At 70.4% G+C, this 22,662-nt stretch carries 21 protein-coding genes and 3 pseudogenes; 15 read left to right on the top strand and 9 right to left on the bottom strand.

The features are described from left to right. Window positions 1-76: 76 nt before the first annotated feature. Complete coding sequence (locus tag J8403_RS35185; RefSeq protein ID WP_211126669.1) at window positions 77-1,033, bottom strand: AraC family transcriptional regulator; 957 nt, start codon at window positions 1,031-1,033, stop codon at window positions 77-79. Window positions 1,034-1,115: 82 nt separating this feature from the next. Between J8403_RS35185 and J8403_RS35180 the strand changes: the two genes are divergently transcribed. The 8 genes and pseudogenes from J8403_RS35180 (at window position 1,116) to J8403_RS35145 (ending at window position 9,105) form a co-directional block, all read left to right on the top strand. After that, the gene (locus J8403_RS35180) at window positions 1,116-1,952 is read left to right on the top strand and encodes an NAD(P)H-binding protein (protein WP_211126668.1); all 837 of its coding nucleotides are present in this window, start codon (window positions 1,116-1,118) and stop codon (window positions 1,950-1,952) included. Between the two features lie 113 nt (window positions 1,953-2,065). Beyond that, window positions 2,066-2,494 (top strand): pyridoxamine 5'-phosphate oxidase family protein, encoded by a 429-nt coding sequence (locus J8403_RS35175; protein WP_211126667.1) that lies wholly within the window; start codon window positions 2,066-2,068, stop codon window positions 2,492-2,494. 70 nt (window positions 2,495-2,564) lie between these two features. Then, window positions 2,565-2,699: a hypothetical protein gene (locus J8403_RS44465; RefSeq protein WP_281427960.1), complete on the top strand. Its 135-nt coding sequence runs from the start codon at window positions 2,565-2,567 to the stop codon at window positions 2,697-2,699. 71 nt (window positions 2,700-2,770) lie between these two features. Beyond that, window positions 2,771-4,117 (top strand): NADP-specific glutamate dehydrogenase, encoded by a 1,347-nt coding sequence (gene gdhA / locus J8403_RS35165; protein ID WP_211126666.1) that lies wholly within the window; start codon window positions 2,771-2,773, stop codon window positions 4,115-4,117. A gap of 94 nt (window positions 4,118-4,211) precedes the next feature. Further along, window positions 4,212-5,207, top strand: coding sequence for an aldo/keto reductase (locus J8403_RS35160; protein ID WP_211126665.1), 996 nt, complete (start codon window positions 4,212-4,214; stop codon window positions 5,205-5,207). Between the two features lie 268 nt (window positions 5,208-5,475). Continuing rightward, window positions 5,476-6,360: pseudogene (locus J8403_RS35155) on the top strand (ThuA domain-containing protein); the annotation flags it as partial. A 322-nt stretch (window positions 6,361-6,682) separates the two neighbouring features. Next, entirely contained in the window at window positions 6,683-7,468 is a 786-nt protein-coding gene (locus J8403_RS35150) for a cyclase family protein (protein ID WP_211126663.1), read from the top strand. Then, window positions 7,465-9,105, top strand: a complete 1,641-nt coding sequence (locus tag J8403_RS35145; protein ID WP_211126662.1) for a thiamine pyrophosphate-binding protein — start codon at window positions 7,465-7,467, stop codon at window positions 9,103-9,105. Before J8403_RS35150 ends, J8403_RS35145 begins: the two co-directional genes overlap by 4 nt. A 23-nt stretch (window positions 9,106-9,128) precedes the next feature. Here J8403_RS35145 and J8403_RS35140 read toward each other — a convergent pair whose 3' ends face one another. From J8403_RS35140 to J8403_RS35130, 3 genes are all read right to left on the bottom strand, one after another. After that, entirely contained in the window at window positions 9,129-9,368 is a 240-nt protein-coding gene (locus J8403_RS35140) for a DUF6411 family protein (RefSeq protein WP_014059174.1), read from the bottom strand. Between the two features lie 191 nt (window positions 9,369-9,559). Continuing rightward, entirely contained in the window at window positions 9,560-10,663 is a 1,104-nt protein-coding gene (locus J8403_RS35135; RefSeq protein ID WP_211126661.1) for an AI-2E family transporter, read from the bottom strand. Between the two features lie 248 nt (window positions 10,664-10,911). After that, window positions 10,912-12,033: an ABC transporter substrate-binding protein gene (locus J8403_RS35130; protein WP_211128591.1), complete on the bottom strand. Its 1,122-nt coding sequence runs from the start codon at window positions 12,031-12,033 to the stop codon at window positions 10,912-10,914. 236 nt (window positions 12,034-12,269) lie between these two features. Here J8403_RS35130 and J8403_RS35125 point away from each other — a divergent pair, with 236 nt between their 5' ends. The 3 genes and pseudogenes from J8403_RS35125 to J8403_RS35115 all read left to right on the top strand — a co-directional run. Beyond that, a complete protein-coding gene (locus tag J8403_RS35125; protein WP_211126660.1) occupies window positions 12,270-12,884 on the top strand; it encodes a dihydrofolate reductase family protein in 615 nt (204 codons plus the stop codon). 843 nt (window positions 12,885-13,727) lie between these two features. Further along, window positions 13,728-14,486, top strand: coding sequence for a MerR family transcriptional regulator (locus J8403_RS35120; protein WP_211126659.1), 759 nt, complete (start codon window positions 13,728-13,730; stop codon window positions 14,484-14,486). Window positions 14,487-14,733: 247 nt separating this feature from the next. After that, window positions 14,734-14,850: pseudogene (locus tag J8403_RS35115) on the top strand (IS5/IS1182 family transposase); the annotation flags it as partial. A 48-nt stretch (window positions 14,851-14,898) separates the two neighbouring features. On the opposite strand, the gene J8403_RS35110 reads toward J8403_RS35115, so the two are convergent. Continuing rightward, window positions 14,899-15,285 carry an arginase family protein gene (locus tag J8403_RS35110; RefSeq protein WP_211128731.1) on the bottom strand — a complete coding sequence of 129 codons (387 nt, stop codon included), beginning with the start codon at window positions 15,283-15,285 and terminating at the stop codon, window positions 14,899-14,901. A gap of 312 nt (window positions 15,286-15,597) precedes the next feature. After that, entirely contained in the window at window positions 15,598-16,509 is a 912-nt protein-coding gene (locus tag J8403_RS35105; protein ID WP_211126658.1) for a helix-turn-helix transcriptional regulator, read from the bottom strand. A 69-nt stretch (window positions 16,510-16,578) separates the two neighbouring features. Here J8403_RS35105 and J8403_RS44010 point away from each other — a divergent pair. Together J8403_RS44010 and J8403_RS35100 are read left to right on the top strand one after the other, a co-directional pair. After that, window positions 16,579-16,710 (top strand): annotated as a pseudogene (locus J8403_RS44010) (Rossmann-fold NAD(P)-binding domain-containing protein); the annotation flags it as partial. Window positions 16,711-16,990: 280 nt separating this feature from the next. Beyond that, entirely contained in the window at window positions 16,991-17,743 is a 753-nt protein-coding gene (locus tag J8403_RS35100; RefSeq protein WP_211126657.1) for a dienelactone hydrolase family protein, read from the top strand. Window positions 17,744-17,761: 18 nt separating this feature from the next. Here the strand turns inward: J8403_RS35100 and J8403_RS35095 are convergent, their stop codons facing one another. Beyond that, the gene (locus J8403_RS35095) at window positions 17,762-18,199 is read right to left on the bottom strand and encodes an ester cyclase (RefSeq protein WP_246586139.1); all 438 of its coding nucleotides are present in this window, start codon (window positions 18,197-18,199) and stop codon (window positions 17,762-17,764) included. Window positions 18,200-18,540: 341 nt separating this feature from the next. Between J8403_RS35095 and J8403_RS35090 the strand changes: the two genes are divergently transcribed. Next, the gene (locus tag J8403_RS35090) at window positions 18,541-20,406 is read left to right on the top strand and encodes a hypothetical protein (RefSeq protein ID WP_211126656.1); all 1,866 of its coding nucleotides are present in this window, start codon (window positions 18,541-18,543) and stop codon (window positions 20,404-20,406) included. A gap of 72 nt (window positions 20,407-20,478) precedes the next feature. Here the strand turns inward: J8403_RS35090 and J8403_RS35085 are convergent, their stop codons facing one another. Further along, window positions 20,479-21,735 carry a winged helix DNA-binding domain-containing protein gene (locus tag J8403_RS35085; RefSeq protein ID WP_211126655.1) on the bottom strand — a complete coding sequence of 419 codons (1,257 nt, stop codon included), beginning with the start codon at window positions 21,733-21,735 and terminating at the stop codon, window positions 20,479-20,481. Between the two features lie 39 nt (window positions 21,736-21,774). On the opposite strand from J8403_RS35085, the gene J8403_RS35080 reads away from it, so the two are divergent. Next, window positions 21,775-22,098 (top strand): hypothetical protein, encoded by a 324-nt coding sequence (locus tag J8403_RS35080; RefSeq protein ID WP_211126654.1) that lies wholly within the window; start codon window positions 21,775-21,777, stop codon window positions 22,096-22,098. A 53-nt stretch (window positions 22,099-22,151) separates the two neighbouring features. On the opposite strand, the gene J8403_RS35075 is transcribed toward J8403_RS35080, so the two are convergent. Then, on the bottom strand, window positions 22,152-22,553 hold the full coding sequence (locus J8403_RS35075; RefSeq protein WP_211126653.1) for a VOC family protein: 402 nt from the start codon (window positions 22,551-22,553) through the stop codon (window positions 22,152-22,154). Window positions 22,554-22,662 lie beyond the last annotated feature (109 nt).

The following is a 22,662-nucleotide window of genomic DNA, read 5'->3' as shown; positions in this document are numbered from 1 at the left end:
CTATGACATCGTCGCGGCGCTATGACATCGTCGCGGCGCTGGGACGTCGTCGCGGCGCTATGACATGGTCGCGGCGCTATGACGTCGTCGCGGTGCGCCGGAATTCGCTGGGGTTGGCGCCTCGGACCCGTTTGAACGCCGCGCTGAATCCGAACGGGTCGGAGTAGCCCACCGTGCGGGCGATGTCCGCGATGGTCGCGGCCTTCCGCTCGACCAGGAGGTCTGCCGCGAGCGTCATGCGCCAGCGGGTGAGGTAGGTCAGCGGGGGCTCGCCGACCAGATCGGCGAACCGCTTGGCCAGCGTCGAACGCGACACTCCGGTCCGCTCGGCCAGCGCGGCGACCGTCCAGGGTGCCGCCGGTTCGGCGTGCAGCAGGCGCAGCGCGTCGCCGACCACCGGGTCCCGTTGGGCGGCCCACCAGGCCGGGGGCTCGCCGCCGGGCCGGTCGAACCACTCGCGCAGCGTGCAGACCAGCATCCAGTCCAGCAGCCGGTCGAGCACGACCTGCTGGCCCGGTGTGTCGACGGCGACCTCGGCGGCGAGGTGGTCCAGCACGGGGTCGGCCGTGCCCCCGGCGTCCACGCGCAGCACGACGGGCAGCGCGTCCAGCAGTCGGCGGCTGATCTCGCCGCGCACGGGATAGGCGCCGACGATCAGGGTCGTGGCACCACGGCCGTCGTCGAAGTTCCCGCCGGCGCCCCCGCCGGAGTCGTTCCAGCCACGCCGGTGCCGGGTCCCGCCCTGCTCGGGCGTCGCGCAGTGCTCGCCGCACGCGATCGGTTCGGCCCGGGTGCCGACCTCGTCGACGAAGGTGAACGTGGCGGGGCCGCGCACGACGATCGTCTCGCGGGCGCGCAGCGGCTCGGGCGGACCGTGCTCCGACACGATCCAGCCCGCCCCGGTGAGGACGCTGCACAGGGTCAGTGGCGCGCCGTCCACGAAGTGCAGTGCCCAGGGCGGCGACAGGGTCGAGCTGCCGAACAACGAGCCGTGGGCTCGCACCCCGCGGATCAGGTCACTGAAGGCGTCCACCTCAGCGATTTTAGACGCATACACAGGTGATCCGGCTTTTTGCCCATGGGTTCGTCCGAGTCGGCCGTGTTCAATCGGCCTTATGAGCAACGACACCACTCTCGTCCTGGGCGCGACCGGCAAGACGGGCCGGCGGATCCTCGCCCGGTTGCGGCTGCGCGGAACACCGGTGCGGGCCGCCTCCCGATCGAGCCGGACACGGTTCGACTGGTCCGACCCCGGCGGCTGGGACGCGGCCCTGCGGGGTGTCGACGTCGCCTATGTGGTGGCCCCGCGCGTACCGGGCCCGGTGCACGAGTTCGTGGCCCGGGCCGAGGCCGCCGGGGTGCGGCGGCTGGTCCTGCTCTCCGGGCGCGGGTCCGACACCTGGGGCGACTCCTCGTTCGGCCTCGACATGCGCTCGGCCGAGGATGCCGTACGTGGCTCGGCGCTGGAGTGGACCGTTCTACGGCCGTCGAACTTCGCCCAGAACTTCGACGAGGACGTCTTCCACGCCGCGCTGGTCGCCGGGGAGCTGGCGCTCCCGGCCGGCACGGTCCCCGAGCCGTTCATCGACGCGGAGGACGTCGCCGACGCCGCGGCCGCGGTGTTGACCGAGCCCGACCGGCACACCGGACGGATCTACGAGCTGACCGGGCCGCGCGCGCTCACCTTCGGCGAGGCCGTCGAGCTGATCTCCCGGACGTCCGGGCGGCCCATCGCCTACCGGCAGGTCTCCCCCGCCCAGTACACCGCGGCTCTGGTCGAGGAGGGCGTGGGCGAGGAGGACGCCCACCACGTCGCCGAGATGTTCGTACTGATGGAACGCGGGCTGCTCGCCGGGACGACGGACGACCTCGCCACCGTCCTGGGACGGGCGCCCCGGACCTTTGAGGACTACGTCGTACGGGCCGCGGCGGCGGGAGCCTGGGGGCGATGACCGCCTAGCGGCGGCCGGGCTGCCGGGCCATCGCCCTGACCACCCGATCAGAACGAGCCGACGCCTCGTTCAACGACCTCGAAACCATTCCCTCACTCATCGGAAGGGCCGTGATGAGCACCGACGCCACTTCGCTGACCGCCCAGGACCTCGAGTTCCTCCGGCGCCCCCTGTACGGGTTCCTGTCCGTGGCCGGGGGCCCGCTTCCGCCACAGCCCCGGCCGGTGTGGTTCGAGGCCACCGCCGAGGGCACGGTCCAGCTCTTCACGGGCCCGGACACGCTCAAGGTGCGGCGCCTGCGCCGCGACCCCCGCGCCTCGATCGTCGTCGCCGCCCCGGTGGGCGAACGCGAGCGCTGGCTGTCGGTGGCCGGCCGCACCACGGTGGAACCCGACGGAGCACACGACCTGGCCGCCCGTCTGGCGGCGCGCTACTGGGACCTCGACGACCCGGCCCGCGCCGACGACCTCGCCGGGATCCTGGCCGAGGACTGGGTCCGTGTCGTCATCCACCCGGAGAAGGTGAGTCGCTACGCGTTCTGACCTCCGCGACACTCTCTCGGCAGACCACCGGGAACCCGGTCTAGGGGATCTCGGGGACGAGACCCTGTAGGTGTGGAGCGCGCTGTTCGATCCGCGGGACATCCTCGGCCTCATCAAGATCGGACGTACCGAGGACGAGGCGGCCACCCGCCTCGTGGCCGCCCTGCGCGGCGCCCCGATCGGCTGGTCCGCCCCCAGCCCCTAATCTGGGCGCGGCACCCGCACGACCCACGGATCCACACCCGGCTCGCCCACACCTGAACAGAGAGACACCACATGGACGTCAGTGCCCAGATCGAAGCCGTCTACGACACCCTCCGCCGCCGGAACCCCGGGGAAGCGGAGTTCCACCAGGCGGCCCACGAAGTCCTGCACGCCATAGGCCCCGTGCTCAAGGCACATCCGGAGTACGCGGACGCCCGGATCGTGGAGCGGCTCTGCGAACCCGAGCGACAGCTGATGTTCCGGGTCCCATGGGTGGACGACCAGGGAACGGTGCGGGTCAACCGGGGGTTCCGGGTGGAGTTCAACAGCGCCCTGGGGCCGTACAAGGGCGGCCTGCGCTTCCACCCCAGCGTCAACCTCGGCATCGTGAAGTTCCTCGGCTTCGAGCAGATCTTCAAGAACGCGCTGACCGGATTGTCGATCGGCGGCGGCAAGGGCGGGTCGGACTTCGATCCCAAGGGCCGCTCGGAGGCCGAGGTGATGCGGTTCTGCCAGTCCTTCATGACCGAGCTGTACCGGCATCTGGGCGAGCACACCGATGTGCCGGCCGGAGACATCGGCGTGGGCGGCCGTGAGATCGGCTATCTCTTCGGCCAGTACAAGCGGATCACCAACCGCTTCGAGGCCGGTGTGCTCACCGGCAAGCCGGTCGGCTGGGGCGGTTCACACGCCCGTACCGAGGCCACCGGTTACGGCACGGTCTTCTTCGCCCAGGAGATGCTCGCCACCCGCGGTCAGGGCTTCGACGGACGCCGGGTCGTGGTCTCCGGGTCCGGAAACGTCGCCCTGTACGCCATCGAGAAGGTCCACGCCCTGGGCGGCCTCGTGGTGGCCTGCTCCGACTCCTCCGGCTACCTGGTCGACGAGAACGGGATCGACCTGGCCCTGCTCAAGGAGATCAAGGAGGTGCGCCGGGAGCGGCTCTCCGCCTACGCCGAGGCCAAGCCGGGCGCCGTCTTCTCCGACCGGGGATCGGTGTTCGACGTGCCGTGCGAGATCGCCCTGCCGTGCGCGACCCAGAACGAGCTGCACCAGCAGGACGCCGGCGCGCTGGTGAAGAACGGTGTGCTGGCCGTGGCCGAGGGCGCGAACATGCCGTGCACACCCGAGGCGGTCGAGGTGTTCCGCGGCGCGGGGGTCCTCTTCGGCCCGGGCAAGGCGGCCAACGCGGGCGGGGTCGCCACCTCCGCGCTGGAGATGCAGCAGAACGCCTCCCGCGACCGCTGGACCTTCGAGCGCACCGAGGACCAGCTCGCCGGCATCATGCGGCAGGTCCACGCCCAGTGCCGCGCCTCCGCCGAGATCTACGGGGGTGACGCCGAGGACTATGTGCTCGGCGCCAACACCGCGGGCTTCCGCCACGTCGCGGACGCGATGATGGCCCAGGGAGTCATCTGAGGCACGGGCGCACCCGAAGGCAATCTCGTGCACACGAAGGCAATGCCGTAAGGGCTTGCCTTCGTGTGCGCTCCAACTCCTACTGTCCCCGGGCATGGAGACCACGGAGCACAACAGAACACTGGGCCGCAGCGGCATCGAAGTGAGCGCTCTCGGCTTCGGCTGCTGGGCCATCGGCGGTGAGTGGCAGACCGCCGACGGACAGCCCCTGGGCTGGGGCAAGGTCGACGACGAGGAGTCCGTGCGGGCGATTCAGCGGGCACTCGACCTCGGCGTCACCTTCTTCGACACCGCCGATGCGTACGGCACCGGCCACAGCGAACGCCTGCTCGGCCGTGCCCTCGGCAAGCACCGCTCCGACGTCGTCATCGCGACGAAATGGGGCAATCTCTTCGACGAGCGGACCCGCGTCTGCGACGGGCAGGACGACTCGCCGGAACACCTGCGCCGCGCCCTGACCGCCTCCCTGCGGCGCCTGAACACGGACCACGTCGATCTGTACCAGCTCCACATCTCCGACGCCGACCCCGAGCGCGCCGCCGAACTGCGCGACACCTGCGAGGAGTTGGTGGCCGAGGGTCTGATCCGCGCGTACGCCTGGAGCACCGATGACCCCGCCCGCGCCGCCGTCTTCGCCCAGGGCCCGCACTGCGCGGCCGTCCAGCACCGCCTGAACATCCTCCAGGACGCGCCCGAAATCCTCGCCCTCTGCGCCGAGTCGGACCTCGCCAGCGTCAACCGCAGCCCCCTCGCCATGGGACTGCTCACCGGCAAACACACCACCGGCCGCGCCCTGGACCACGCGGACATCCGCAACGCGCCCCCCGCCTGGCTGCCGGGCTTCCTCGCGAACACGGGCGCGGACCCGGCCTGGCTCCAGCGCGTCGACGCCCTGCGGTCCATCCTCACCAGCGACGGCCGCACCCTCGCCCAGGGCGCCCTCGCCTGGATCTGGGCCCGCAGCCCGCGGACGATCCCGATCCCCGGCTTCCGTACGGTCGCCCAGGCCGAGGAGAACGCGGGTGCCATCGCGAAGGGGCCGCTCACCGCCGGGCAGATGGCCGACGTCGACCGCATCCTGGAGCGCTGAGCGGACCCCGGCCGGGCGGCGGCAGAAGGCCCACGGCGCGACATAGGCCGCGTTCGACTTCTTCAGGCGAACCTCGCCGTGGGCGCTCTTCTTGCTTCATCTCTTGACGTGTCTGGTTCAGACCTTTAGCTTCACCCATCGCCCGTCTGCGAAAAGCCGTGCCTCTGCGATGGTGGACAAACCCGCTCCGCAGCTGTGTCGGCGTTGGCCGTCGGTGTCCAGATCCCCCACCCGTGACAGCGGCAACATCCGTCAGCGAGGAGCGCACATGCAGAAGAGCAGAGACATCGGATCGCCCAGGACGGCATCCGTGGCCCTACGGCTGCTGGTGCTGTTGGCCACGCTGCTGGGCCTGGCGGTCGCCCCCGTCCACGCGACGGCGCGCAGCGCGGCCGCCCCGTTCAAGGTCCTGGCCCTGTACAACGGAACGTGGGACGCCGCCCACATCAACTTCGTCCACGAAGCGAACGAGTGGTTCCCCCAGCAGGCCGCGCAGAACGGCTTCACCTACACGGCGAGCAACAACTGGAACCTGCTCGCCGACGGCGGGGTCGACGAGTACAAGGTCGTGCTCTTCCTCGACGACCTGCCGCAGACCTCCGCCCAACGTGCCGGTTTCGAGCGCTACATGCGCGGCGGTGGCGCCTGGATGGGCTTCCACGTGGCGGCCTTCACCACCGAGGCGCAGAGCTGGCCCTGGTATCACAACGAGTTCCTCGGCACCGGCAACTTCAAGTCCAACACCTGGGGACCGACCACGGCCACCCTGAAGGTCGAGGACCGCACCCACCCGTCCACCAAGGCCCTGCCCGCCACCTTCACCTCGTCGGTCAGCGAGTGGTACAGCTGGTCCAACGACCTGCGGCAGAACCCTGCCATCAAGATCCTGGCCTCCGTCGACCCGAGCAGCTTCCCGCTCGGCACCGACCCCAACCAGACCTGGTACAGCGGCTACTACCCGATCCTGTGGACGAACAGCAACTACAAGATGCTGTACGCGAACTTCGGCCACAACGCGATGGACTACGACACCAACACCGCCCTGTCGTCCACCTTCGCGAGCGAGACACAGAACCGCTTCCTCCTCGACGGCCTGAAGTGGCTCGGCGGAGCGGGCGGCGCCCAGTCACCGGCCGCCTCCACCTCCGCGTCCGCCCGGACGGCCATGAGCCAGAAGTAGACCCGCACCATCACGAACCCGCGGGGCCACCCCGGGAGCCCGGCTCCCCCCGGCCCAGGCCGCCCCGGAAGTCCGGGGCGGCCACCTTCGTTTCCGGCTGACACGACGGCACACCAGCAAACGCAAGACACGCCGCCGATACGAGCTGTCGTCACCCTTCCGCGTCGCCTGATACCCCAGTGATGATCACTCGGGTAGAGTCCCTGCACACCTGCGGACCCCGCCAGGCCCCTACGACCTGCAGTGACGCATTGATGTACGGCACACGATCAGCCCTCATGTGCAGGAGGCCGTCATGTCCCCCCAATCCGTCCTCGCCACCCTGACCGCCGGGTTGCGAAGTGGGGCGATCGAGGTCGTCGACCTCACCTCGCCCCTGTCGTCCTCCACGCCGGTGATCCAGCTGCCCCCCGAGTTCGGCCAGACCGCGGTGTTCGAGCTGGAGGAGATCAGCAGGTACGACGACCGGGGACCGGCCTGGTACTGGAACAACTTCCGCAGTGGCGAGCACACGGGCACCCACTTCGACGCGCCGAACCACTGGGTCACCGGGAAGGACCTCACCGACGTGGCGTCGGTGCCGGCGGGGCGGCTGATCGCACCTGCGGCCGTGCTGGACTTCTCCGCCGAGGCGGAGGCGGACCCCGACTTCCTCGTCGAGGTGGCGCATGTGAAGGCATGGGAGGCCGAGAACGGGCCGCTGCCCGAAGGTGGCTGGCTGCTGGTGCGGACCGGGTGGGACGCCCGTTCGCATGCGCAGGAGCCGTTCCTCAACGCCGACGCGAGCGGCCCGCACACGCCTGGTCTGTCACCGGAATGCGCCCGGTGGGTGGCGGAGGAGTCGCCGGTGATCGGGCTCGGGGTCGAAACGGTGGGCACCGACGCCGGACAGGCGCCGTCGTTCGACCCGGCCTTCCCGTGTCACTCCTATCTCATGGGCAGTGACAAGTACGGGCTGACGCAGTTGCGGAATCTCTCGGCGCTGCCACCGACCGGCGCCGTCATCATCGCGGGGCCGTTGCCCATCGTCACCGGGTCCGGGGCTCCGGCGCGGGTGCTCGCGCTGGTGGAGCGCTCATGAAGGTCGCGGAAGCCGTTGGCCGGGCGTTGTCCGCGGCAGGTGTCGACCATGTATTCGGCGTGGTCGGCTCGGGAAACTTCCACCTGACCAATGCCATGGTGGCGGCGGGTTCCCGGTTCGTCGCCGCACGCCATGAAGGTGGCGCGGCCACCATGGCCGATGCCTACGCGCGGATGAGCGGCACGGTGGCCGCGCTGAGCGTGCATCAGGGGTGCGGTCTGACGAACGCCATCACCGGTATCGGCGAGGCGGCCAAGAGCCGTACGCCGCTCCTCGTACTGGCGGCCGAAGCCACCGAGCCGACGTCCAACTTCTCCGTCGACCAAGCGGCGCTGGCGCACGCGGTGGGCGCGGTCACCGCGCGTGTGACATCTGCGGAGGACGCGGTGGAGCAGGCATGCGCCGCGGTGCGGCGGGCCCTGCACGAACGGCGCACCGTGCTGCTCAACCTTCCGTTGGATGTGCAGACGCTGGACGTGCCCGACGAGGCGCCGACCGTGGCCGCGCCGCCGCCCGAACGGACCGGTGTCGAGCCGGTGGAGGACGACGTGGCGGCGTTGGCGCAGGTGCTCGAGCGGGCCCGGCGTCCGGTCTTCGTGGCCGGCCGGGGTTCGCGTGCGATCGGCGCCCGAGATGCCCTGGCGGCGCTCGCCGACCGCCACGGCGCGCTGCTGGCCACGTCGGCCGTCGCCCGCGGGCTGTTCCACGACGACCCGTGGTCGCTCGACGTGTCCGGCGGCTTCTCGTCCCCCCTGACGGCAGAGCTGATCCAGGGGGCGGACCTCATCGTGGGCTGGGGCTGCGCGCTGAATATGTGGACGATGCGCCACGGTCGGCTGATCGGCCCGGACACGACCGTCGTACAGGTCGACGACGACGCCTCGGCGCTCGGTGCGCACCGGGAGGTGCACCTCGGTGTCACCGGCGATGTGGAACTCACGGCCCGGCAGGTGCTCAACAGGCCCGGACGGCAACGGCAGGGCTACCGCACCGCTGACATCGGGGCGGCCATCGCCGCACGGGTGCGGTGGCGGGATGTGCCGTACGAGGACGAGAGCGGCCGGGAACGCATCGACCCGAGGACGCTGAGCATCGCGCTCGACGACATCCTCCCGGCCGAGCGGGTGATGGGCGTGGACTCCGGAAACTTCATGGGCTACCCGACCATGTACCTGTCCGTGCCGGACCACAACAGCCTCTGTTTCACCCAGGCGTTCCAGTCGATCGGCCTGGGCCTCGCCACGGCCATCGGGGCGGCGCTGGCCCGGCCGGACCGGCTGCCCGTGGCCGCGCTCGGCGACGGCGGTGCGCTGATGGGCGCCGCCGAACTCGACACGGTGCGCCGCCTCGGACTGCCGATGGTGGTCGTCGTCTACAACGACGACGCCTACGGAGCGGAGGTGCACCACTTCAAGCCCGGTGGATACCCGCTCGACACGGTCGAGTTCCCGCCGACGGACATCGCCGCCGTGGCGCGAGGCTACGGCTTCGAAGCGGTGACCGTACGCACGCCCGCGGACCTGAAGGCCGTCGAGGACTGGGTTGCCGGACCACGATCCGCGCCACTGCTCATCGATGCCAAGGTGATCGGCGATCACGGGGCCTGGTGGCTGGAGGAGGCGTTCCGCGGTCACTGAGCCGTCGGGACCCCGGACTCCTGTCAGAACGGCATGCGGCCCCGGGCCCGCCGGCCGGCGGAGCCGCTGCGGCCGACCGCCTTGGAACTGCTGCGGAAGGGCTTGCTGAGGATCCGCCCCAGGATGCCGGGGGCCTTGCCACCGGCGCGTGATCCGGCGCCCAGGGTGCGCTGGGTGCCCCGTTCGGGGTGCCGGGACAGGCGCGGGACCAGGAAGGCCAGCACGGCCAGGAGGACGCAGATGCCAACAATGCCGAAAATCATGCGAAGTACTCCTCATCCGACGTGTGTCTGCCGAGTACCCCGCCCGCCCGACCGCATGCCCGGCAGCACGGCCGGGCGGCTGGCGCGCATGCGCACGGCCCGGCGGACCGCATGCGCCGCCGCCCTGCGGACCGCGCCCGACGCGTTTTCGGTGTCGGCGCCGACTGGGTGTCGGCGCCGACACCGAGGGTTTACGACACGACAGGCTGCTCGTTGCCCTCCAGCTCCTCCCGCGGGTCGCTGAGCTGTTCGCGCAGGTAGTTCCAGACCACCGCGATCAGCGCGGCGACCGGGACGGCGAGCAGACTGCCCACGATCCCTGCCAGGCTGCCGCCCAACGTCACCGCCAGCAGGATGACCGCCGCGTGCAGACCCAGCCCACGGCTCTGGATCATCGGCTGGAACACATTGCCCTCCAGCTGCTGCACCACGACGATGATCGCCAGCGCGATCAGCGCGTCCGTCGTGCCGTTGGACACCAACGCGATGAGCACCGCGACCGCACCCGCGAACAAGGCCCCCACGATGGGTACGAACGCACAGATGAAGGTCAGGACCGCCAGCGGCAGCACCAGCGGTACTCCCAATGCCCACAGGCCGAGTCCGATGAAGACGGCGTCGAGCAGGCCGACCAGCGCCTGCGACCGCACGAAGGCGCCCAGAGTGGCCCAACCCCGCTCGGCCACCACGGGGATGTCGGTGGCGAGCCGACCGGGGAGCTGACGGGTGAGCCACGGCAGGAACCGCGGGCCGTCCTTGAGGAAGAAGAACATCAAGAAGAGCGCGAGGACGGTGGTGACCAGGCCATCGATCACGGTGCTCACCCCCGTGACGACGGTGGTGACCAAGCTGCCGGCGCTGCTCTGCAGCCGGTCGGCCGCGGTGTCCGTGGCCTTGGTGATCTGGGCATCGCTGATGTTCAACGGTGGCCCGGAGGCCCATTCACGCACCTGTTCGATGCCTGCGGTCACCCGGTCGGTCAACTCGCCGGACTGGGACGCCACCGGCACCGCGATCAGCGCCACGATGCCCGTGGCGACCAGAAGAAACAGCACGGTCACGACCGAGGCGGCCAGAGCCGGCGGCCACCCGTGCCCACGCAGAAAGCGCGCCAGCGGCCAGGTCAGTGTCGTAAGAAGTAGGCCGACTACTAGTGGCCAGACCACCGACCACATCTGGCCCAGGACCCACAGGACCACCGTGGTCATGACGAGGACCAGAAGCACATCAAGGGAGATACGGGCCGATTGGCGGAGCGCGACGCGTGTTTTCGCTGAACTCAACGTGGGAGGCATGGGCCACCCGTACCCCATGGCCATTGCCGCTGTCCAGGAGCACCCTCGCCGGGACCCCGCGCCGGGACCCCGCGCCGCGCCGCCCTCCGCGAGGACTGACGGCGGGCGGTCTCCTCCGGGGCGATGCCGGGGGCGACTTGGGCGACGCGGGGGGTGCCGTGGGCGGTGGTCGCGGTGCCGGGACGGCGATGGCGCACCGCCACCAGCTGCGAAATCACCGGGGCCGCTCCAGCCTGTTCCGTGCTCGCTCAGCCGGCGTGGAGGACCCGAAAGCGCGTGGGGTCCGCCGGATCCCGGTCAACGACCTGGACGGGCGTCCAAGCCCATTGCCACACGCTGATGCCCGGCGTGCGGGAGAACTGGATCTGCCCGCGGGTGCCCTCGACTGCGACGCGCGGCCAGGCTTCGGCAAAGCGCGCCCGGTCCACGCCGTGCGAGCGCAGCACCTCGGCGAGGACGGCGATCGTGTCGTAGCCCTCGAAGGCGACGAAGGAGGGCGCTTCGGCCGACCGGTCGCGGAGGGCCGTCTCGACTCGTGCACCGAGGGGGCCGAGGCGCTCGGGCAGATACCGCAAGAACGGGATCCCGGCGCCGTCGTCACCCAGCAACGTCGCCCACTCGGCGAACTCCGGTTGCCCGGCGGGAGCGCCCATCATCATCTCGGCGAGGCGCTCGTCGCGGCGGACGGCCTTGACGATCGACACGGCCGGTTCCGGGTGGCCGACCAGGAGCAGGAGGGCCGTCGCGCGATGGTCGACGAGTTCGTCGCACACCGCCGTGGGGGTGAGCGAGCTTATGTCGAGTTCGACGACCGTGCCGCCACGTGGCGCGAGGTAGTCCCGCAGAATGCGGGTCCCGGAGGCCCAGTAGACACTCGGCTGGGCCGCTATGGCGATGCGGCTGTGACCCGCGCCGAGGAGGAAGTCCGCGTACATCCGCCAGCCGTGGGACTGCGCCGGGGCGAGGCGCGCGACCCATTGCGTCGGCCGTTCGGTGAGCGCGTCGAGAACCGCCGACGAGCAGAGGAACGGCAGTCCGAGGGCGTCGGCCCTGGCGGCAGCGGCGCGGGCGACGACGCTGTGATACTCCCCCGCCAAGGCGGCCACGCCCAGACGAGCCAATTCGTCGACGGCCGCCGCGGCCCGCTGTGGATCAGCCGCGGTGTCCCGGACCACCAGCTCGAGCGGTCTTCCTGCGATCCCGCCGCCGTCATTGACTTCGTGAACGGCCAACTCAAGTCCAGCGAGCAGGTGTTGGCCTGCCTCGACCCAGCCAGGCCGAGTCAGCGGAACGAGGGCGCCGATCTGGACGGCTGAACCGTCAGTCCGCTCCGCTCCGAGCGGCGATGGTGGCGATAGTGGCGTATTCATGTGCGGGCGTCTCCCGAGCGACGATGCGGTTGCGGTCGCCAGGATCGCAGAGTGATCGTCAGTGGCGCCGAAAGTGGCCGAGCCGAGCATGCCCGACTTCGGCACCCGGCCCCGTGGCCGTCGGCCGACGCTCGCTCCGCCGCCGATCGAGACTGAGCAGCCCGCAAGCGCAGCCCGAGAGAGGAGGCTCCACACGTGAGCGATGAGTTCAGGCAGCCCACCGAGTCTGCCCTGACATGACTCGAATCATCGCAGACATCTCGGTCTCCCTCGACGGCTTCGTCACCGGACCCGACCCCGGCCCGGACAACGGTCTGGGCACCGGTGGCGAGGCCCTGCACACCTGGGCGTTCTCCGAGGACCCCGACGACCGCCGAATCCTGCGCGAGGCCACCGCCCGCTCGGGCGCCGTCGTCCTCGGCCGCCGGCTCTTCGACATCGTCGACGGGCCGAACGGCTGGGACGACACGACCGGCTACGGCGCCGGCGAGGTCGGCAAGCCCGCGTTCATCGTCGTGACGAGCTCACCGCCGGAGTCGGTGCGGCTCACCGACCTCGACTGGACGTTCGTCACCACCGGCCTGCCCGACGCCGTCACCGCCGCGCGCGAACGCGCCGAGGCGGCGTCGTCCACGAGTGGCAAGGACCTCGACGCCATCCTCATGGGCGGCGGCGCCACGATCGGCGCGGCGCTCGCCGCCGGGCTGGTCGACGAGCTGTCACTGCACCTCGCGCCCGTCGTCCTGGGCGCCGGGACGCCACTGTTCACCGGCGGCGCGCCGCGCACACTCGTACAGCGGAGCGTGACCTCGACATCGACCGTGACACACCTGACCTACGACGTCCTCTGACGCCTCCGACCGGAGCTGACGAAAGGCGGGCGCGGGCGCCTGCCGGCCGAAGCCTTCGGCGATCACTCGCACCGGCCGCACAGGTAGCCACGCCGCACAGCGGACTGTGAGCTGGCCACCCCCGGCACAGGCGCCCACCGGCCACGGTGTGCGCGGTGCGGCGGCGGGCCGTACGGCGACTGCCAGGCCGGCCGATCGGTTCGACCCGAGACACCCACCACGCGGCGCCGTACGGCCGGGCCCGGGAGCAGTCCGGCTACCGGACCGGGGCCGTTGTCGTGCAGCGGGTTCAGGAGTTCGGGGTGTACGGAACGCGACAGCGCGGGGAGACAGGCGTTGCCGAGCTCGTGGTTCGCATGGACGTGGAATGTGCCGTTCGCCAGGAAGCGCCCGAAGGCACACCTGTGGCAACGGCGGAGAACGATCGGCAGGCAGGTGGGCACGACCACCCAGTTCTTGGACACAGAGTTACACCGCTTCCAGTGAGAAGACCGCAGCGAAAAGGCGCACGGCGCACAGGTGCGACGCACGATGGATCAGCGCTTGGGGGTCTCACTTGGTGTACAACGGCGTGTCCTTGACGGAGTGACGGTGGGCGGGAGCACCGTAACCGCACACAGGAGTGCGGCTCCACTGATTTAGACCGACCGGCAGTTGGCGCTGCCTGGGAGCACGTACTGCGGTGGGTTTCCTGCAACGGGGTGTGGTTGCGTTCTGATCGTTGCTACGGAGGGTTGCATCGGCTTGGTGTCCCCGCGTGTGGTTCGGGAGGTTGACCTTGCCGTTGGGTCAACTTCTACGGTCGTGTGTGGCCGGACAGTCCGGTCGGGATGGGAGACGGTGATGACCTGGTCGATCGCGGAGGTGGCCCGGATGTCGGGCGTGACGTCGCGGACACTTCGCCATTACGACGAGGTGGGCCTGCTGCCCCCGGCATCGGTCGGGACCAACGGCTACCGCTACTACGGGGAGAGCGAGTTGCTGCGGCTGCAGCGGATCCTCGTGATGCGGGAGCTGGGCCTGGGGCTGGTCGAGATCGCGGCGGTGCTGGCCGAGGAGGTCGACCAGGTGGACGCACTTCGGGCGCACCACCTGCGGCTTGTGGCCGAGCGGGACCGCCTGGACACGCTGGCCCGCACCGTCAGCCGCACCATCGCCACGTTGCAGGACAGGAAGGACGACGGCATGTCGACGATGCAGCACCCGGAGAACCTGTTCGAGGGGTTCGACGCCGCGCGCTACCACGACCAGGCGAGCGAGCGGTGGCCGCAGGAGGCGCAGCAGTCCCAGCAGTTCGCCGACACGCTCACCGCGCAGGACCAGGAACGCCTGCAGCGGGAGGCGACCGCGCTGCTGGTGCGCCTGGCCGCACTCATGGCGGCCGGCACGCCAGTGGGCGACCCGGCCGTGCAGGCCGAGGTGGACACGCAGTACCAGGGCCTGTGCCGGATGTGGACCCCGAACGCGGCCGCGTTCAAGGCACTGGGCCAGACCTATGTCACCGACCCGCAGTGGCGAGCGGTCTACGGCCAGGTCGCCGACGGCCTGGCCGAGTACCAGCGCGATGCGATGGCCGCCTACGCCGACGCCCGCCTGAGCTGACCCCCGCGCTCCGCCGGGAGGCTGCAGACTCCCGGCGCACTGCTCGCAGACCTTCCTGGACGTTCCGGCCCCGGCCGCAGCCTCCCCGTGCCATGGCTGCTGACCGTGCCCGACCGCCCCGAAGTCGTCACGGTACAGATCATCGAGGCCACCCCGCGGCGCTGCGGTACACAGCATCGACCGCGGCTACCAGGGCGCACCCTTCGGCGAGGTCATCGTCCTCCCGGTGCCCGACACCGGCCCCGCGGACCGCATCGTCTTCGAGCACGTCGTGCTCGCCCTGGTCCACGGCTCCGGCTACGAGCGGATCTCAAGCCCTGGCTGTTCGGACCGCCCGATCCGACGAGTAGTCAAGGCGTGGGCCGCGATGCCCACTTGCATCAACGTTGTTGATCCGGCGAGCAACCAACCGCTACCGCTGGGACGGCCGCCCCGCCACCCGACGGCTCAAATGATCCACTTGCCGGTCAGTCTTAGGCACGCTTGTCGAAGCGGGTCGCTTCAGGTGCATGTCCTGCCGGGGGATGAACTCGGCGGTCGTGAGGCCGACAACCTCGGCGGCCTGGTCGACGTCGGCCACGAGGCGCCGCACTTGGCTGCTGGTGAGCCCGCCGGGCACCAAGCCGAGCCCGATCTCGTTGCTGTCGACGGTGTCGACGTCGAAGTGGACGGCGACACGGGAGCAGCCGGTGGCCGCGAGCCAGTCCAGGACGGGCCGGCTCGAGGCCCGCAGGTCGTCGGGGGCGAGGGACTGGATACCCACGAGGTCGCCGTGGCCGGTCAGCGCGGCGCCGGCCATCGCGTGGTAGCCCTTGTAGCACCGGTTCGAGGACCGCGGTGCCGACCGTGTAACCACGGCGGGCGACGTCGAGCGGGAACTCGGGAGCGAGCTCTCCGACGACGGCCGCGCCGGCGCCCTGCCACTGGGGCCAGACGAGACGCAGGTGCCCGCCCGAGCCGCGGGGGCCGTCGGCGGGGGTGGTGGCGTGGCTCATGGGTGTCATTTCACGGAGTGGTCCGCCGCAAGCTGCCGGCGGATGAGCCACCGCGTGCTCACCGCGGCGTACATCATGCGGTGCAGGTAAGGCGGGGCAGGTCAGGCGGCTGCATGTCAATCCGGGCGGGTCGTGCTGTCGCGTCGCGCAGCGGGTGAGGTGCGAGGGTCGTCCCGCTGGGCGTCGGGGGCGCTCCAGCTGGCGAGGAGGGCGAGGGCCTCGGCGGAGGCGGAACCGGGTTCGGCGGTGTACACGCACACCGCCTGGTCCGGGTCGGCCGGCAATGCCAGGGTCTCGTGGCGCAGGGTGAGCTCGCCGACCACGGGGTGGTGGAGGTGCTGCGTGTCGTGGGCGCACTGGGCCACGCGGTGGCTGTCCCACCAGGCGCTGAACTCCGGCACCTTCACGATGGCCTCGCCGATGAGTTCGTTGAGCAGGGCGTCGTCGGGGTGGCGTCCGGCCTCCAGGCGCAGATTGGCCACGACGATCTCCGCGACCTCGTCCCAGTTCGTGTACAGCTCGCGGGCGGCGGGGTCGAGAAGGGCGTAGCGGGCGAAGTTGCGCTCCCGGTAGGGAAGGGCGTCCCAGTCGGTGATCAGGGCACGGGCCAGCGGGTTGGCGGCGAGCACGTCCTGGCGGTGGTTGGCGACGAAGGCCGGGGTGACGGCGCCCAGGACGTCCAGCATCTGATGGACCTCGGGCCGCACGCGGTGCAGGCGTTCCGGGCGGCGGCGCCGGGTGCGGGAGGTGCGGGGCCGGGCGAGGTCGAAGAGGTGGCCGCGTTCGTCGTCGTCCAGGCGCAGGGCCCGGGCCACGGAGTCCAGGACGGCCTCGGAGACGTTGGGGTGACGGCCCTGTTCGAGGCGGGTGTAGTAGTCCGTACTCACACCGGCCAGGTGCGCCACCTCCTCGCGACGGAGCCCCGGCACCCGGCGGGGGCCGACGCCCCGGGCCAGGCCCGCCTCCTCAGGCCTCAGCCGGGCCCGGCGGGTGCGGAGGAAGTCTGCCAGCTCAACGTTCTGCTCCATTTCTCCAGTATTCGCCCCGGGCGGACCGGCCGCCCGGGGCGAGGGTGACCCAGCTGGACCCAGGCTCGGCTGGGCCCAGGCTCGACTGGGCTCCTTGCCGCTGGACACGATGTCGTACTGAGCAATCGCGGAGGGCCCGAGACCCTGTCCGGCCTGGTGGCGGAGCTGGGCCCGCGCGCCCGTGCGGCCACCGCCGCCGAGGTCCCGAGACCTGACCAGGCCCGCTGATGGCCGAGGTCATTCTCGCGAACCGGCCTGTGGAACCGGGCGCTGGCGTCGGCTCCGTTCCGTGGACTACGTTGTGGCCATGAATCCCGGGACGGCATCGCGCCATGCACGGATTGGTGACCCGGTGCCCCTCTGAGCGCCGTACGGGCCGGTGCGGGCCCGCTCTTCGATCGAGGACCTTGCGCTGCCGCGCGGGCTCCGCCTCCGTCGTGTTGATCACAGGTTTCACACCTCAACCACGACAGGAGAATTCATGCCCACCAAGACGTTGCGGATCCCCACCGCGGACGGCCAGGCCGACGCCTTCGCCGCCTTCCCCGACCGGGGCGGGCGGCACCCGGGGGTGCTGATGTACTCGGACGCCTTCGGAGTACGCCCCGCACTGCGGGAGATGGCCCGCGAGCTGGCCGGGCACGGCTACTACGTGCTCGTCCCCAACTTCTACTACCGGCACGGCCCGGCACCGGTGATCGAACTTCCCGAGCACATCGGAGAAGAGGTCCGGCCCGCGGTCATCGGCCGGCTGATGCCCCTGCTCGAGGCGGACATCACCACCGAACGTGTCCTGCGCGACGCCGACGCCTACCTCACCTTCCTCACCACCCAGCCCGAGGTCAGCGCCGGACCGGTCGCCGTGACCGGTTACTGCATCGGCACCCTCTTGGCGCTGCGCACCGCCGCGGCCCACCCCGACGAGGTGGCCGCCGTCGTCGGATTCCACCCCGGCTTCGTGGTCACCGACGCGCCCGACAGCCCGCACCGCCTCGTGCCCGAGCTCACGGCCGAAGTCCATCTCGGCCTCGCCGAGGGCGACTTGTCGCCCGACATCATCAGTGAGCTCAACCAGGCCCTGGATGCCGCAGGTGTCGGCCACACCTGCGAGATCTACCCCGACACGATCCACGGCTTCACCATGTCCGACACCGATGCCTTCAGCGCCGCCGGGCTGAAGCGCCACTGGGACCGGCTGCTCTCCCTCCTGGACCGCACGCTGGCCACCGGCTGAGGCTCCGGCAGGCAGGTGTCAGTCGGCCTGGGCGAGTTGGTTCAGGGGGTGGGATCCGTCCAGAAGAGCGCGCGGAGCCGTGACGATGGGCAGCCGCGCCACGGTGGCGCGGTCCAGTAGGCCGACCTGGGCGAGCACGGCGGCTTGATCCCAGTAGACGTGCTCGTAGGCGACCGCGGTGCCCTCGAATCCCACGACAGCGATCACCGGAATGTCGACCTTCCTCCCCGTCGCGGCCACGCCGGGGAGGATCCAGGGGACCTCGATGTCATGTGTGAACGAGAGCAGCAACTCGTCCACGACGGTTACGTCGCCGACCGTCCGGCTGACCGACTCGATGTTCAGGTCGGCCGCGTTGCGTCCCACGAACCACGTCCGGTAGAAGGAGCGGACACCCTCGAGGCCCGTACCGCCCATGCCCGTGGGCACATGCAGAACGGCGGGGTTGCCACTCATGGTCCGCATCGTGGCATCCACATCCCGAGTCACGAACTCGGCCTGGGTGTGGGCCTGCCACTGACGCACCATCGCTGCTGTATCCGCCACACAACCCCCAATGTCCGATTTGGGCAAGAATAGCAGCATCCTCGGGACGCTCATCCATGGCCACGGCCTGCCGCCGTCACCTCGCAAGGCCACATGACTCGCGGCCTCACCGCCCGGGGTTGGGCCGAAGGGGTGGCCTCGGACGGGGCGTTGAGCCATCCCGGTGACGGTGGGGCGGGGCTGGTGGCGCCGCGCCCCGATGATGTCCGGGTCAGGGACCGGGCCCCGCACGGCAATGGAGGCGGATGGCGATGAAGCAGAAGATGTGGTTGATGGTTCCGGGGGTGTGTGCGGTGGTGCTGGCCTCCGCCAACAGCGCCCTCGCGGCCGGTCCCGGGGGCGACGGCAACACCGTCCGGCAGGCCACGGACTGTCCCTCCACCAACAGCGGGCCGATCAATCCCATGGTCATCGACTCCCCCGGCGCCTCGGCCGACGTCGGCCTCTCGGCCCGCTGCGGCAACTCCGTACGCAACAAGGGGAAGATGTCCGGCAACGCCATCGATCAGTCCGCGCAGTGCGAAGCAACCAACAGTGGGCTGATCAACCCCCTCATCGAGGACTCCCCTGGCGCCTCCGCGGACTCCACGTTCTCGGCCGACTGCGGCAACGATCTGCGCAACAAGGGAGAGCTGACCAACAGTGCCGTCGGTCAGTCGGCGGATTGCGACGCGGCCAACAGCGGACTGATCAACCCCGAGATCACCGGTTCCCCGGGGGGCTCGGCGGACGCCACGTTCTCGGCCCGCTGCGACAACGGCCTGCGCAACAACGGGAAGCTGACCGACAGCGCCGTCGATCAGTCCGCCGACTGTGACGCGACGAACACCGGCGCTCTCGACGACCCGGGTGTGGACCTGTCTCCAGGCGGTTCGACGGACACCACGATCGAGGCCCGGTGTGGCAACGACTTGGCCAACCAGGGCACGGTCCACGACAGCAGCATCGGCCAGCAGGGCGAATGCGAGGCCGCCAACACCGGCATGCTCAACCCCGACCTGGGGGACTCCTCGCCCGGGGGCACGCTCGACACCCGGATCGTCGGCAGCTGCGACAACACGGTCGCCAATACCGGGACCGTGGAGCACAGCGTCATCGGCCAGCGGGGCGACTGCGACGCGCTCAACACCGGCGAGGTCAACAGCGGCTTCGACGATGACTCCCCGGGCTCCTCGACGGACCTGGACGTGGCGGCCCAATGCCACAACGACATGAGCAACGACGGCCGCATGGACCGCGTCACCCTGGGCCAGAGCGACGCCTGCGACAGCTCCAACAGCGGTCTCTTCGGCAGCGCTGTCAGCGGCTCCCCGGGAGGCTCGGCGGACGCCACGTACACGCTCCGCTGCGACAACGACCTGCGCAACAACGGGAACCTGACCAACAGCGCCGTCGATCAGTCCGCCGACTGCGACGCGACCAACACCGGCGCTCTCGACGCCCCCGAGGTGTTCAACTCTCCAGGCGGTTCGGTGGACGTCACGGTCGCGGGCCGGTGTGGTAACGAGCTGGCCAACCAGGGCACGGTCCACGACAGCACCATTGGCCAGCGGGAGGAGTGCGACACCGCCAACAACGGGGGCATCGACTCCGACGTGGGCCCCCTCTCGCCCGGAGCCACGTCCGAGACCCGGGTCTCCGGCCGTTGCGACAACAAGGTCACCAACGCCGGGGCGGTGGAGCACAGCGTCATCGGCCAGCGGGGCGACTGCGACGCCGCCAACAACGGTGCCGTCGACACCGGCTTCAACATCACCTCCCCGGGCTCCTCGACGGATCTGGACGTGGCGGCCCAATGCCACAACGACGTGACCAACGACGGCCGCATGGACCGCGTCGACCTGGCCCAGAACGACACCTGCGACAGCGCCGACAACGGTCTCTTCGGCAACACCCTCGTCAACTCCCCCGGGGCGAGCGCCGACCTCACCACGCGTGTCGACTGCGACAACCAGGTGTCCAACGAGGGCCGGATGCACGACGAGACCTTGGGCCAGGACAACGGGTGCGCCGCCACCAACAACCAGGACATCGACCTCAACATTGCTGACCAGGCCGGTGCCGACGCGGACACCACCGTCGCGACACGCTGCCGCAACCTCGTCGACCGGAAGTAGTCCGGCACCCCCGGCGGCCGTCCTGCGCCGACGACCTCGGCGGCCGCGACTGATGGCCCGATGCCGCCGGGGTCAGCCTGCCGCGTTGTCGAACTCGACCTGCACCGTCGACGCGCCACGCAGCTCGGCAACGTGTTCGGCCTCGGCGCCCAGTTGTTTGCGGAGCCCGGCGCCGAGTGGCCGAAACGTCTCTACCGAGAGGGTGAGTTTGCGACCGCTCTTACGGGGCCGCCAGATTCCGGCGATTGCGCCATCGGCCAGTACCGTGCCGGGCGCGCCGACGGTCTTCCACACGTCCCGGTGGTGTTTCTTGTCGACGATGGTGTCCCGGTCCCGTAGTTGGGTGTAGGGATCGCTCGGTGGCAGCAGCCGCACTCCGCGCGCTTCCGGTGGCGAGCGCAGAGTGTCCAGATCGTCGGTGAGGATCCACGCCCGGCTGCCGTTGCATTCGACCGGGGTGAGTTCGCCCTCCAGCGTGGTCCACCACGGGTCCACGTCGCCGACGAGGACACCGAGCCAGGCGGCGAAATCCTTACGGGTGGACGGGCCGTAGCACCGCAGGTAGCGACGGAGCAGTGTGGCACGTGCTCGGTCGGGGTCGACCTGCGGCAGCGGTCGGCCCAGCCATTCCTCCAGCAGGACGAACGGTGCCTTGTTGCCGCTGCGCGGTGCGAAGCAGACGATGCCGCGAAGCGTCAGCATCCGGACGCAGAAGTGCACCACCGCCTCACCGAGCGGGACGTTCCTCCCGTATGGCCCCGCCGCCTGCCAGGCCGTGCGTTGGGCAGGAGACAGCCTGGGCGCGATGCGGTCGGCCAGTTTCTGACCGAGTTCGTTGATCGCCAGTTGCCGCTCGGCGTGCACGGCCCCGATCTCCTCGATGGTGAGGTCGACCGCCTCGTCCAAGCCCATCCCGAGGGTGCTCAGCGCCCCCTCGACACCGCTGATCAAATGGAGTCGCGCCGTCTCCGTGGTCGGCAGAACGCCGGTGGTAAAAACCGGTGCGTCCGCGGTCGGGAAGAAGTACGGCGACCCGCGCATGCACCAGGTCTGCAGCAGACTCTTCTCTTCACCGACGAGGTGGTCCACGCGGCCCTGCGTCACGTCCTCGACGCGGGCATGGAGGGCGAGCAGCGCCGAACCCGGTGGACTGTTCTGGATCCCGCACGCCCCCGCCACCGCGAGCAGGCCATCGGCCGGTTGCCGCGTCGCGAGATGGTGTGCGTGCAGTCGAAACGCGATGACGTCGCTGGTGTGTACCGCGGCCGCGGGGCCATCGGTGCTCTTACGGGGTGCCAGGATCCACCTCCCGCAGCGATGGTTCGGCAAGGGCCGATCTTAGGCGGCCACGGGGGTCTGAGAGGCGCGGTGGACCTCGCGGAGTGTCGCGATGCCGTGGCCGTGGTGGATGACGCCCTCGCCCGCGACGCGAACACGCCGTTGCCCGAGGCCCGCCACCGCGGCCCCGACGAGACGCGGGTGCTCGCCTGGGCCGCGGGTCGATCGATCCCGCCAGTGGCCGTGGCCACCGCCGTGGCCGCCACCGCCGTGGTCGTCGTGGTCGTCGTGGTCGTCGTGGTCGTCGTGCGCGACGATCGTCCACGGGCGCATCAGGTCGTCGTCTTCGTGGTCCAGGATGCGGCAGTGGTGGACGTACGTCGCCGGGCAGGCATCGGAAGGGGAATCGAATGATTACCGCCAGCCAACGGGCCGAAGGGGACGTCGAGGCGAAGGCGTCTCGGCTGTCAGGAGGTTGGCAGGCTGCCGCCGCCACTGGGTGCATGGCTCAGGTCGACGACGCAGAAGATGTTGCCGTCCGGGTCGGCGAGGACGACGAAGTCGGGTTCGGGCGGGTAGAGGTCCCACTCGACGGCTTGAGCACCGAGACCGATCAGCCGCTGGACCTCGGCCTGTTGTTCCTCCGCCGTCTCGGTGAAGAGGTCCAGGTGAATGCGAGGGTGCGGCTCCGCCGGCGACTCGCTGAGGAGCAGGCCGAGAGCCCGGCCGGAACCGTCGGCATGGTTGAGCGTGCGCCATGTCTCGCTCTGCCACTCCTCGGCGGCAACCAGGTCCAACGCCTCCGTCCAGAAGACCACCGCGCGGGGAAGGTCCGTGACGCCGATTACGGGGATTCCGAGCCTCACCATGGAAGGCAAGGCTAGAGGGTGCCGTCAAAGCTGATCAAGTGATGAGGGGAACACGCCATCGGCAGGAGCCTTCAGCGCTGTCGCCCGCCAACGCGCGCCGCGCCGCTGT

The sequence above is a fragment of the Streptomyces yatensis genome (assembly GCF_018069625.1).
GTDB lineage: Bacteria > Actinomycetota > Actinomycetes > Streptomycetales > Streptomycetaceae > Streptomyces > Streptomyces yatensis.
Note: the sequence above shows the minus strand (reverse complement) of the source record. Positions and strands in the feature narration are given on the sequence as shown.